Origin of the sequence: Galbibacter sp. (assembly GCF_035306585.1) — a bacterium.
Lineage (GTDB): Bacteria > Bacteroidota > Bacteroidia > Flavobacteriales > Flavobacteriaceae > Galbibacter.
In genome coordinates, this window is the sequence record NZ_DATGNU010000059.1 from 1 (window position 1) to 11,356 (window position 11,356).

Sequence of the window (11,356 nt, forward strand, 5' to 3'; positions counted from 1 at the left end):
TGTACCAGCAGGTCACCTTATCGCCATATTTATATGGAGGAAAGTCCGGACACCACAGCGTAGCATAGCGGCTAACAGCCGTCGGCCGAAAGGTTAGGACAAGTGCAACAGAAAGCAAGTACAGGTAATGCTGTAGTGAAATCAGGTAAACTCTATGCGGTGCAACGTCATGTAAACTAACGTTTGAGGGTTACGCGCCCGAAGTTAGAGGGTAGACGGCTAGAGTCTTGTAGTAATGCAAGATGGAGATAAATGATAAGGACCCATTTTGGGTACAGAATCCGGCTTACGACCTGCTTATTTTTTAAAATTCAAAAAAGCTAAAAATAGTTCCGCCGTATTTTCGTTGGATTAGAAAACCGTCCAGATCACTCAGGTCGGTATGTTTTGAGTGTTCGATTATAAGGCTTCCTTGCTCTAAAAGCAAGTTTCTTTCTTGGACCAGTTCTGGGATTTTAGCAAATGATTCTTTGGTAAAATCGTATGGTGGATCTGCAAAGATGATTGTGGCTTTTAAAAGTGTTTTTTCTAAATAGCTAAAGACATCACTCTTAACAGGTGTAATAGGGAAGGAGAGCTCTTGCTTGACTTTAGAGATGTATTTTATACAAGCGTAGTGGGCATCCACAGCAGTGACTTGTTTTGCCCCTCTGCTGGCAAATTCAAAGCTGATATTTCCGGTTCCTGCAAAGAGATCCATCACCTGTAACTGCTCAAAATAGAATTGATTGTTTAGTATATTAAACAGGGCCTCCTTCGCAAAATCAGTAGTTGGTCGAACTGGTAATTTTGCAGGTGCTATAAGCCGTTTGCCTTTGTACTTTCCAGAGATAATGCGCATTAAAAACTATTTAGAATGATCATGGATCTTAAACGATCCTCGGTGCTTAAGTGTTTGTCAAAGTTCTGGACCGCTGGTAAGTGGTTGCCAATCTTTACATCTAGAATGTATTGATAGGCGATCTGGTAGAGTTCGCTTTGTGGGTCAATTAGCCCTAAGAGGTACACGGTCACTTTTTCTGGATTTAGGTTCAATTGTTCAATAGTGAACAAGAGGTAGTAGATAAAATCCTCTTTTTGATGGTAGGAGAAAGTATTGTAGAGGATCAGTTGTTTTTGATCCGTTGTGATGATCTCAAAATGTGTTCTACTAATGTAGGCATAAAGGGTAGGTTTGTCTCCTTTTTTGGCCTGATTTACTAAGGTTTCAATCAATATACTAGAGGCATGTTTGTATTCAAAATCGCCAAACTTGTCAAAGAGATAATTGTTTACATTGGTAAAGGGCACATAAACATTGTAAATCTCGTGTTGATCAATGGCATCATAACTTAAGTAATCATTCTCGAGAATCTTCACATTGTATTTTAAGTAGTCAGAAAGATTGCTTTCGTTGAATAGGGGTTTTGGAACCACAGCGGAGAGTTCGTTTTCATGAATGGCTACCACCTTTTCAAAGATCATATCTTGGTTCTCAGGCTTGTTAAACCAATTTTCTAAATGGGCAATAAGGTCTTCAGGTACCGTTGTGTTTTCCAGTTCAATGGTATCGAGTGAATGGATTTTTTTGGTGGAACCATCTAGGATACAAAAAGAAAGTCCACTCAAACCAAGTTGAATGGACAGTTCTTTATGCGATTTATTTAATGTACTATTCTTTCTCAGTGTCATAATAAGGAGGCCAGTTAGCACTTGTACTTACTTTTGTAAGACTACCTACTATTATTTCAGGACCGTTTACCTCTTCTACAGAAATCGCTGATTTTTCTTTTGCAAGAAGATCTTTTGGTTGATCATATAAAATGACCGACTTGTCAACTTTTACTTCAAATACTGGAGCTTTAAAGCCATTAGCATCAATTGTGGAGGCTTCCATTTCAAATTTCTCATTGTTTTGACCATATGGAACCGTGGCTAAGTTTTTATATGAATCATCTCCAAATAAAGAATCTTTAACCGAAACAAAACCTAAGGTGTCTATAATTTTTACCTCTCTTTCCATATCAATACGATATACTTTATCATATTCCATGAAAGAAGAGTCTCTTTGTTGTGTAATAGTGAATTGTGCAGTATCAATAAATTGAATTAAGCTAGGGAAATCTTTAGCAAACTCTCCGATGACTCTTCTGTGTGCTATTTGCGCATCTCGGATGTCTTTTAATTTATCAATTACCTTGGAATATCTTTCTTTTTTTACTTTGTCAAACTCAATAGGCTCCATTACTGAATTATAAATCTGATAAGCGAAAAAGATGCTTAAAAGCCAAAGAGCAATTGTAATTACTGTCTTCATTTTCAATATTTGTATTAAAGAGGTTTTAGGCAAATCTACAATTTTTTTTTATTCATGAAAGGCATGAGCTAAAAAAACATCAGTAATTTTGTCATTCAATAAGAATCTACATGAATCCAAGTTTATTTCTCAAAGTATTACTAGAACAATTTCCTCATCGTCCTACCATCACCCAAGAGGCCGTGTTGGGACAGTTGGCGGATTTCATATTTTCTAATAATAAGGACGAGGTTTTTATGTTAAAAGGATTTGCCGGAACTGGTAAAACAACCATTATAGGAACCCTGGTGAATCAATTATGGCAAACAAAACGTAAATCCGTGCTGCTAGCTCCTACAGGGAGGGCTGCCAAGGTGATTAGCAACTATTCCGGGCGAAGTGCTCATACGATTCATCGTCATATTTATTTTCCTAAACGCGATAAGGCAGGTGGGATGAAGTTTGTCTTAGCACCCAATAAACATAAGAATACTATTTTTATAGTAGATGAGGCATCGATGATTTCTGATACTGCTTCGGATTCTAAAATATTTGATAATGGCTCTCTTTTAGATGACCTTTTAATGTACGTGTATTCGGGACATAACTGTAGACTCATCTTAATTGGGGATACGGCTCAGTTGCCTCCAGTGAATTTAACATTGAGCCCAGCTCTTAATGAGAATACCCTTTCGCTGAATTATAATATGGAGGTGAAAACCTTGGAGCTTAATGAGGTGGTTCGCCAGCAATTAGATTCTGGAATTTTATTCAATGCCACCTCTTTAAGAGAGCAGTTGGCTAGTGAATTTGTAGATGAGTTTCGTTTTGATACGCGCGATTTTAACGATATTGTCCGTCTTGTGGATGGTTATGAGATTCAGGATGCTATTAACCAGGCATATTCACAGGTGGGTAAGGAAGAAACTGCTATTATTGTGCGATCTAACAAACGTGCCAATTTATACAATCAGCAGATCAGAGGTCGAATTCTATTTTTAGAAAATGAATTAGCTACCGGCGATTATTTAATGGTGGTAAAGAACAATTATTTTTGGCTAGAAACCTCCTCAGAGGCTGGTTTTATTGCCAATGGAGATATTGTAGAGGTTTTGGAGATTTTTGCCTTTAAACAGTTGTACGGGTTTAGATTTGCAGAGGTAAAGGTGCAGATGGTGGACTACCCCAATATGAAGCCTTTTGAAACTGTTCTTATGCTAGATGCCTTAGATAGCAATAGCCCTTCACTGCCTTATGAGGATTCCAATAGATTATATCAACAAGTTTTGCTGGATTACCAGGATGAAACCTCAAAGTATAAGAAGTTTTTAAAAGTAAAGAAAAATAAATATTTCAATGCACTTCAAGTAAAGTTTTCTTATGCGGTGACATGTCATAAGAGTCAAGGAGGTCAGTGGGACACCGTGTTTGTAGAACAACCCTACCTGCCTAATGGCATTGATAGAGAGTATTTGAGATGGCTTTATACGGCTGTTACCAGAGCGAAAGAAAAATTGTACCTCATAGGCTTTAAGGATGATTTTTTTGTTGGAATTTAAGGAAATATATATCTTTAGAATTAAATATATGCAATGACATCAGAAGCTATTATAAGTATCTTTCTGGGAATTGGCTTGGCTGCCTCGGTAGGATTTAGGGTCTTTTTGCCTTTGTTTGCTATGAGTTTAGCAGCTTATTTTGATGTGATACCACTTAGTGAAAACTGGCAGTGGATCGGTACAGTTCCAGCATTAATAGCGCTAGGGGTGGCTATGTTTTTGGAGATATTTGCCTATTACATTCCTTTTATCGATAATATGCTGGATAGTATTGCAGTTCCCTTAGCGGCTATTGCTGGTACCGCGGTGATGGTTTCGACCATGGCAGATCTCTCACCATTGATCACATGGGCCTTGGCCATCATTGCAGGGGGCGGAACGGCCAGTGTGGTCAAGAGTGCCTCGGCTGGGACACGATTAACATCTTCTGTCAGTACGGCAGGCCTTGGAAATCCTGTGGTTTCAACGGTTGAAACTGGGGGAGCCGTAGTGATGTCGTTGGCCTCTATTTTTATGCCTTTTGTAGCGATAATTTTAGTTATCATAATTTTAAGCGCCTTATTTTGGATTTATAGAAAACTAAGACCGAAGTCTGAGTAAATTCTCAATAATATCTGTATTTTTGTTCATTCCTAAAAGTGTACATTTTTTATGAAAATAATTTCAATGATACCAGCTCGCTATGCTGCATCTAGGTTCCCAGGAAAGTTGATGCAAGATCTCTCTGGCGAAACGGTGATACTCCGTACCTATAAAGCAGCCGTGAAAACTGGTTTGTTTGATGATGTATTTGTAGTTACCGACAGCGAGATTATCTATGATGAGATCGTAAAAAATGGCGGGAAAGCCATTCGCAGTATTAAAGAGCATGATTGTGGTAGTGATCGTATTGCGGAGGCTGTTGAGCATATGGATGTTGATATTGTGGTCAATGTGCAAGGAGATGAACCTTTTACAGATAGAGAAAGCCTGGAAAAGGTGATTCAGGTATTTAAAGAAGACCAGCAGAAAGAGGTTGATCTTGCATCGCTTATGACTAAAATCAACGATTGGGATGAGATTAACAATCCCAATACGGTGAAGGTCATTACGGATCAACGAAACTTTGCCATGTATTTTTCACGTTCTCCGATTCCATATCCAAGGGACCAACAAACCAATGTGTCTTATTACAAACATAAAGGCGTGTACGCATTTAGAAAAGATGCCATTGTTGATTTTTATCATCTTCCCATGCGTATGTTGGAAGCAACGGAGAAAATCGAGGCCATACGCTATTTGGAGTATGGGAAGAAAATTAAAATGGTGGAGACGGACAGTGAAGGAATAGAGATAGATACCCCTGAGGATCTTGAACGTGCAAAGAAGGTATGGAAATAAAACAGAACCAGATTAAAGTTATCGGGTTTGATGCAGATGATACTCTTTGGGTGAATGAGACCTATTTTAGGGAAACCGAGCATGAATTTGCAAAATTACTATCGGGCTACGAAACAGAGAATAAGATTGATCAGGAGCTCTTTATGATGGAGGTGAAAAATTTAGAGTTCTATGGTTATGGTATTAAAGGTTTTGTGTTATCAATGATAGAAAGTGCCATTGATTTGTCAAATGGTAAGGTTTCTAATGCAACCATTTCAAAGATTTTGAATCTTGGTAAAGAGATGCTTGCTAAACCCGTGGAGCTTTTAGATGATGTCGAGTTGGTTTTAAGTAATTTAGTGGATGATTATCGCCTTATTCTTCTAACAAAGGGGGATTTGTTAGATCAGGAACGTAAAATGGAGAAATCTGGCCTGTCTAAGTATTTTCATCACATTGAAGTGTTAAGTGATAAAAAGGAAGAGAATTATAAAAATTTGCTCGACCATCTGGAAATAAAGGTGGAAGAGTTTTTAATGGTAGGCAACTCACTTAAATCTGATGTCTTACCGCTTATAAATATCGGAGCCCAGGCGATTCATATACCTTTTCATACCACATGGGTACATGAGGAGGTAAGTAAGCAACAGGCCAATGGTTCCTATTGTAGTGTAAAGGGGATAAAGGAGATATTGCCTCTTTTAAAAAAGTAAACTGATTGTTTAAAGTTAATTCAAAAAGCATAGATGAAGTTCAAGAATTTTCCGATGGTACCCAGAGTGATTTTTGGAAGAGGTTGTTTTAGTCAACTAGAGGAGATACTAATGCCTAGACGTAAAAACTCGGAGGCTCCTTTTATCTTTTTAGTAGATGATGTATTTGAGTCTAGAACTGATTTAATTTCTAAAATCCCACTGTTATTTGGGGATAAGATCATTTTTATACCAACGGATGAAGAACCGAAAACAGATCAAGTTGATGTCTTGGTTTCTAAAATTAGGGAATATGCATCAGAGAGTCCTTCTGGAATTGTCGGTATTGGTGGTGGAACGGTGATGGACTTGGCCAAAGCCGTAGCCATTATGTTAACCAGTACTGGGAAAGCAGAAGAGTATCAAGGATGGGATCTGGTGACACGTGAGGCTATTTATCACGTGGGGATTCCTACTATTAGTGGGACTGGTGCAGAGGTTTCAAGAACCACTGTACTGACTGGGCCTGAGAAGAAACTTGGGATCAATTCAGATTTCACCCCATTTGATCAAGTTATATTAGATCCAGAACTCACCAATGGAGTTCCTAGGGATCAGTGGTTTTATACGGGGATGGATTGTTATATACACTGTGTGGAGTCTCTCAATGGAACCTATTTAAATGCCTTTAGTCAGAGTTATGGGGAGAAGGCACAGGATCTTTGTGATGAGGTGTTTTACAATGGGAAACTATCCAAAGAGGAAATGCAGGATAAATTAATGATGGCCTCTTGGCATGGAGGTATGAGTATAGCGTATTCTCAAGTAGGTGTTGCACATGCGATGAGTTATGGGCTTTCTTATTTGCTTGGAACCAGGCATGGACTGGGGAATTGTATTGTCTTCAATTATTTGGAGGAATTTTACCCAGAAGGGGTAGCGAAATTTAAAAAGATGCAGGAGCGTCATGAGATTGAATTGCCTAAGGGAGTGTGTGCAAATCTCTCTGATCAAGAATTTGAAACCATGATTAATGTTTCCATGGGGATGGATCCTTTATGGGAGAATGCTGTTGGTAAGAACTGGAAGGATACCATTACGCGTGTTAAACTGAGAAATCTCTACGAGAAAATGTAAATCCAAGGATCGCTTATGGCTCCAGTGGGACTCTTGTGTAAACCCTGGTAAGGGTTTGGTGGAAGGGATGAACCTTTGCAAAGAAGCAATGTCGGATTTAAGATCCTATAAAATTTCATAAATAAAGGGAACTGCTTTTGGGCGGTTCCCTTTATTTTATAGTAGTTTGACCATGGAATTAATCTTCCTGCTCTTCCATGGTGTGATATACGTTCTGTACATCATCATCTTCTTCTATCTTTTCCAGTAGTTTTTCCACATCTGCCACCTGATCTGCTTCTAATTTCTTTGTAACTTGTGGGATTCTTTCAAACCCGGATGAGAGGATTTCTATTGCTCGTTCTTCTAGTTCTTTTTGAATAGCACCGTAGCTCTCAAATGGTGCGTATATATGAATGCCGTCTTCGTCTTGAAAAACCTCCTCCGCTCCAAAGTCGATGAATTCCAATTCTAATTCCTCAGGATCTATTCCTTCTGCTGGAATTCGGAAGTTACAAGTGTGATCAAACATAAATTCTACAGAGCCACTAGTTCCTAAACTTCCATTACACTTGTTGAAATAACTACGAATGTTCGCTACAGTACGATTGTTGTTGTCTGTGGCTGTTTCTATTAATATCGCAATACCGTGAGGGGCGTATCCTTCGAAAAGTACCTCCTTGTAATCTTCGGTGTTTTTATCGGTAGCACGCTTAATGGCCCTTTCAATATTGTCTTTGGGCATATTAGCTGCCTTAGCATTTTGAATAACGGCACGTAATCTAGCATTCGCATCGGGATCAGGACCGCCTTCTTTTACGGCTATTACAATGTCTTTCCCTAATCGCGTAAAGGTTTTGGCCATAGCCGACCAACGCTTCATTTTTCTTGCCTTTCTAAATTCAAAAGCTCTTCCCATAAGGTGAATTAATTATTGTTTTATCCCACAAAAATAACTAAAGACTTTAGAAATTGAAAATCTTGAGAATTAAAGTTATGATCCTTGTATTATTTTTTCGATTTGCGCTGCCAGTTCAAAATCTTTATCGGTGATTCCATTGGAATCGTGGGTACGGAGCTGGATACTTAGGTTGTTATAGGTGTTGCTCCAATCTGGGTGGTGGTTTAATCGTTCTGCTTCAAAAGCAATTCTTGTCATTGTGGCAAAGGCATCAGGGAAATTTTTAAAATCCAGTGAGGTAACCAAATATCCTTCATTGTACTCCCAGTATTCGAATTTTAAGATACGCTGCTGTATTTCTTGCTCTGTGTATGTTTTTAGTGGATTTGCTTTCATGGGTGTTGTTTTTTCTGAGTTTGTAAAGGGTGTGTTTAATTGGGGTATTAGTCGTTGCGATCGGGTGCTAAGTAGCTCAGCCGCTGTCCTTGCCTAGTAAAGGTACGTATAGTTTTAAATTCTTTAAAGCAATTCCGATAAGAATTGAATTTAAATTCTTTTTAAAACCAGGTGGTTTATAGGGTAATTTGGAAGGTTTTAAAAAAAAATATCGCATATATTTGTACTGATAAAAATGCTTCTTATGAGTCAAACCATTACCGATACAGATTTTAAATTTCCTGGTCAGCAGAATGTTTACAAAGGAAAGGTACGCGAGGTATATAATATAGATAACCAGCAGTTGGTTATGATTGCCACTGATCGTTTGTCTGCTTTTGATGTGGTGATGCCAAAAGGGATCCCTTTCAAAGGTCAGATTTTAAATCAAATCGCTACTAAAATGATGGAGGATACCAAGGATATTGTACCGAATTGGTTGGTCGCTACTCCTGATCCTAATGTGGCGGTTGGTCACCTTTGTGAGCCATTTAAGGTAGAAATGGTGATCCGCGGTTATTTATCGGGTCATGCGGCTAGAGAGTATAAGGCTGGTAAAAGAAGTTTATGTGGTGTCGCAATGCCAGAGGGCATGAGAGAGAATGATAAGTTCCCAGAACCTATTATAACGCCTTCGACTAAGGCCGATCAGGGTCTTCACGATGAGGATATTTCAAGAGAGGCTATTTTATCCAGAGGAATTGTTAGCCAGGACGATTACCTAGTGTTGGAGAACTACACCAGAGCTTTGTTTAAAAGAGGGACAGAAATCGCGGCAAAAAGAGGCCTTATTTTGGTGGATACCAAATACGAGTTTGGAAAAACCAAAGAAGGGGAGATTGTATTGATTGATGAAATTCACACCCCTGATTCCTCACGATACTTCTACGCTGATGGCTACCAGGAGCGTCAATTAAAAGGAGAAGCACAAAAACAACTCTCCAAAGAGTTTGTTCGGCAATGGTTAATCTCTAAAGGATTCCAAGGAAAGCCTGGACAACAAATTCCAGAGATGGATCCACAATATATCGAATCCGTTTCTCAGCGTTACATTGAATTATACGAGAACATCACAGGGGAAGCTTTTATAAAAGCGGATGTATCCAATATCCAAAAGCGTATTGAGGAGAATGTTTTAAATTATTTGAAAAAATAACACAGGGGAAGCCTGGTTGCAAATTTTAGGTGACAAGCGGCAGGTATCCCAAAATAGAAGGACCTTGATCTTCCTTTAACTTTATAAGGGATGTTATGCAATTAATTCGAGGAGTCTTTGTGCTGTAATTGAATTAAACGTCACTGCTTGCCTTTATAATTGTAATTCGACTCTTTCTTTTTCGCAATATAGCAAGGGGTATTTGGTGTGACTTTAAATTGACTTAGGTAAGTGCCATGGGAATTATTTGTGATTTTGCAATACCATTGCAAGACTAAATTTCTATATTTGTGATGTGAGATTTTTTGCAACCATAGTAGCTTTACTCATTCTCGTGCTGAGCGTTATGCCTTGTCAGGATCCGGAAGTTCATACGGCAACAACGGCGCAAAAGGTCGCATGTGAGGGTTGTGAAGGTGATGGAATCGGCGATCTATGTACGCCGTTTTGCAAATGTCAATGTTGCAGTATCCATTATACCAGTTATCAGGCAGGATATTATCCTATTTTAGAGCCTTATATTGCGCAGGGAAAATTTGTGTTCATGGAATCTCAAGAACAAGAATATCTTCATACTTTTCTTCAACCACCTAGGGTTTAATTCAGTTATGGGACAACTATGTCCAATTGACATATTAAAATCATTATCACTGAATTAAATTTAATTATACATGTTAGATAAAATCATTGATTTTTCGATCAACAATAAATTGATCGTAGGTCTTTGTACAGTAGTACTAATAGGTGTTGGGATATGGTCCATAACCAAAGTTCCAATTGATGCCCAACCCGATATTACCAACAATCAGATACAAGTCATTACCCAAGCTGCAAATCTAAGTACTGTTGATATTGAGCAGTTTGTAAGTTACCCTATTGAAATTGCCATGAGCAATCTCCCAGGGGTGACTGAAATTCGCTCTATATCTAGATTTGGACTCTCTGTAGTGACCATCGTTTTTAAGGATGATATGGGGACTTACATACCTAGACAATTGGTAGCGGAAAAATTAATAGAAGTGGAGCAAGAAATCCCTGATGGTTTTGGCACTCCTTTCATAGGCCCTATCTCTACCGGTTTAGGAGAAATTTACCAATATACCCTGGAGGTGGAACCCGCTTTCAAAGACCAGTATACCCCTACCGCTCTTAGAGGTATTCAAGATTGGATTGTCAAGCGTCAGATGGCAATGGTGCCAGGAGTCGTGGAGGTTAATGGTTTTGGAGGAAGCATTAAGCAATTTGAGGTAGCTGTCAATCCTAATGAGCTACAGGCCATCGGAATCACGATCGCTGATATCTTTAAAGCCCTCGAGGATAATAACCAAAATACCGGTGGGGCTTATATTGTACGTAATCATCAAGCCAATTTTATCCGAGGTGAAGGCCTTGCCCGAAGTATTGAAGATATTCAGAGCATTGTTGTCAAAAATACCCACGGCGTTCCTATAACTATCAAAGATGTCGCCTCAGTAGGTGTGGGGGAAGCTATCCGATATGGAGCGCTTACCAAAAACGGTACAGGTGAGGCGGTAGGTGGGATGATAATGATGCTTAAGGGTGCCAATTCCAAAGAGGTCATTGAGGCTGTTAAGCAGCGAATGGATCAGATCCAAGAGTCCTTGCCAGAGGGTATTGTTATTGTACCTTTTCTAGATCGCAGTGAATTAATTTCTCATACCACAGCAACCCTTACAGAGAACCTAGTCATTGGCGGTCTAATCGTTATTTTTGTATTGGTCATTTTCCTTGGAAACTGGCGGGGCGGGGTTATTGTAGCCTCCACAATTCCACTATCATTGTTGTTTGCCTTTGTGATGATGCACATCTTTGATGTTTGGGCCAATTTAATGAGTCTTG

Annotated in this window: 13 protein-coding genes and 1 other RNA gene; 9 read left to right on the forward strand and 5 right to left on the reverse strand. The window is 39.0% G+C overall.

Annotated elements, in window-relative coordinates; genetic code table 11:
• Positions 1 to 4 precede the first annotated feature (4 nt).
• An RNA gene (gene rnpB, locus VKY50_RS06585) (RNase P RNA component class A) lies at positions 5 to 304 on the forward strand.
• On the opposite strand, the gene VKY50_RS06590 is transcribed toward rnpB, so the two are convergent.
• From VKY50_RS06590 to VKY50_RS06600, 3 genes are read right to left on the reverse strand one after another with little or no spacing between them, the layout of a single operon-like run.
• Positions 305 to 841, reverse strand: coding sequence for an RsmD family RNA methyltransferase (locus VKY50_RS06590; RefSeq protein WP_324300104.1), 537 nt, complete (start codon positions 839 to 841; stop codon positions 305 to 307).
• Positions 841 to 1,671, reverse strand: coding sequence for a DUF3822 family protein (locus tag VKY50_RS06595; protein WP_324300106.1), 831 nt, complete (start codon positions 1,669 to 1,671; stop codon positions 841 to 843). The genes VKY50_RS06590 and VKY50_RS06595 overlap by 1 nt, the downstream gene beginning before the upstream one ends.
• On the reverse strand, positions 1,652 to 2,296 hold the full coding sequence (locus tag VKY50_RS06600; RefSeq protein WP_324300108.1) for a hypothetical protein: 645 nt from the start codon (positions 2,294 to 2,296) through the stop codon (positions 1,652 to 1,654). The genes VKY50_RS06595 and VKY50_RS06600 overlap by 20 nt, the downstream gene beginning before the upstream one ends.
• A gap of 110 nt (positions 2,297 to 2,406) precedes the next feature.
• Between VKY50_RS06600 and VKY50_RS06605 the strand changes: the two genes are divergently transcribed.
• From VKY50_RS06605 to VKY50_RS06625, 5 genes are read left to right on the forward strand one after another with little or no spacing between them, the layout of a single operon-like run.
• Complete coding sequence (locus VKY50_RS06605; protein ID WP_324300109.1) at positions 2,407 to 3,834, forward strand: ATP-dependent DNA helicase; 1,428 nt, start codon at positions 2,407 to 2,409, stop codon at positions 3,832 to 3,834.
• A gap of 33 nt (positions 3,835 to 3,867) precedes the next feature.
• Positions 3,868 to 4,434, forward strand: a complete 567-nt coding sequence (locus VKY50_RS06610; RefSeq protein WP_324300111.1) for a DUF4126 domain-containing protein — start codon at positions 3,868 to 3,870, stop codon at positions 4,432 to 4,434.
• Positions 4,435 to 4,485: 51 nt separating this feature from the next.
• Positions 4,486 to 5,214 carry a 3-deoxy-manno-octulosonate cytidylyltransferase gene (gene kdsB, locus VKY50_RS06615; protein WP_324300113.1) on the forward strand — a complete coding sequence of 243 codons (729 nt, stop codon included), beginning with the start codon at positions 4,486 to 4,488 and terminating at the stop codon, positions 5,212 to 5,214.
• Positions 5,205 to 5,909, forward strand: a complete 705-nt coding sequence (locus tag VKY50_RS06620; RefSeq protein ID WP_324300115.1) for an HAD family hydrolase — start codon at positions 5,205 to 5,207, stop codon at positions 5,907 to 5,909. Before kdsB ends, VKY50_RS06620 begins: the two co-directional genes overlap by 10 nt.
• Positions 5,910 to 5,942: 33 nt before the next feature.
• A complete protein-coding gene (locus VKY50_RS06625; protein ID WP_324300117.1) occupies positions 5,943 to 7,025 on the forward strand; it encodes an iron-containing alcohol dehydrogenase family protein in 1,083 nt (360 codons plus the stop codon).
• Between the two features lie 178 nt (positions 7,026 to 7,203).
• Here the strand turns inward: VKY50_RS06625 and VKY50_RS06630 are convergent, their stop codons facing one another.
• Together VKY50_RS06630 and VKY50_RS06635 are read right to left on the reverse strand one after the other, a co-directional pair.
• Positions 7,204 to 7,923, reverse strand: a complete 720-nt coding sequence (locus VKY50_RS06630) for a YebC/PmpR family DNA-binding transcriptional regulator (protein ID WP_324300119.1) — start codon at positions 7,921 to 7,923, stop codon at positions 7,204 to 7,206.
• 75 nt (positions 7,924 to 7,998) lie between these two features.
• Positions 7,999 to 8,301: a 4a-hydroxytetrahydrobiopterin dehydratase gene (locus tag VKY50_RS06635; protein ID WP_324300121.1), complete on the reverse strand. Its 303-nt coding sequence runs from the start codon at positions 8,299 to 8,301 to the stop codon at positions 7,999 to 8,001.
• A 244-nt stretch (positions 8,302 to 8,545) separates the two neighbouring features.
• Here VKY50_RS06635 and VKY50_RS06640 point away from each other — a divergent pair, with 244 nt between their 5' ends.
• From VKY50_RS06640 to VKY50_RS06650, 3 genes are all read left to right on the forward strand, one after another.
• Positions 8,546 to 9,496, forward strand: a complete 951-nt coding sequence (locus VKY50_RS06640) for a phosphoribosylaminoimidazolesuccinocarboxamide synthase (RefSeq protein WP_324300123.1) — start codon at positions 8,546 to 8,548, stop codon at positions 9,494 to 9,496.
• Between the two features lie 295 nt (positions 9,497 to 9,791).
• Positions 9,792 to 10,097, forward strand: coding sequence for a DUF6660 family protein (locus VKY50_RS06645; RefSeq protein ID WP_324300125.1), 306 nt, complete (start codon positions 9,792 to 9,794; stop codon positions 10,095 to 10,097).
• Between the two features lie 70 nt (positions 10,098 to 10,167).
• A partial coding sequence (locus tag VKY50_RS06650) for an efflux RND transporter permease subunit (protein WP_324300127.1) occupies positions 10,168 to 11,356 on the forward strand: 1,189 nt, incomplete at its 3' end.

Coding starts and splice junctions, on each gene's coding strand:
- VKY50_RS06590 (WP_324300104.1), bottom strand. CDS start 841: ATGCGCATTATCTCTGGAAAGTACAAAGGCAAACGGCTTATAGCACCT.
- VKY50_RS06595 (WP_324300106.1), bottom strand. CDS start 1,671: ATGACACTGAGAAAGAATAGTACATTAAATAAATCGCATAAAGAACTG.
- VKY50_RS06600 (WP_324300108.1), bottom strand. CDS start 2,296: ATGAAGACAGTAATTACAATTGCTCTTTGGCTTTTAAGCATCTTTTTC.
- VKY50_RS06605 (WP_324300109.1), top strand. CDS start 2,407: ATGAATCCAAGTTTATTTCTCAAAGTATTACTAGAACAATTTCCTCAT.
- VKY50_RS06610 (WP_324300111.1), top strand. CDS start 3,868: ATGACATCAGAAGCTATTATAAGTATCTTTCTGGGAATTGGCTTGGCT.
- kdsB (WP_324300113.1), top strand. CDS start 4,486: ATGAAAATAATTTCAATGATACCAGCTCGCTATGCTGCATCTAGGTTC.
- VKY50_RS06620 (WP_324300115.1), top strand. CDS start 5,205: ATGGAAATAAAACAGAACCAGATTAAAGTTATCGGGTTTGATGCAGAT.
- VKY50_RS06625 (WP_324300117.1), top strand. CDS start 5,943: ATGAAGTTCAAGAATTTTCCGATGGTACCCAGAGTGATTTTTGGAAGA.
- VKY50_RS06630 (WP_324300119.1), bottom strand. CDS start 7,923: ATGGGAAGAGCTTTTGAATTTAGAAAGGCAAGAAAAATGAAGCGTTGG.
- VKY50_RS06635 (WP_324300121.1), bottom strand. CDS start 8,301: ATGAAAGCAAATCCACTAAAAACATACACAGAGCAAGAAATACAGCAG.
- VKY50_RS06640 (WP_324300123.1), top strand. CDS start 8,546: ATGAGTCAAACCATTACCGATACAGATTTTAAATTTCCTGGTCAGCAG.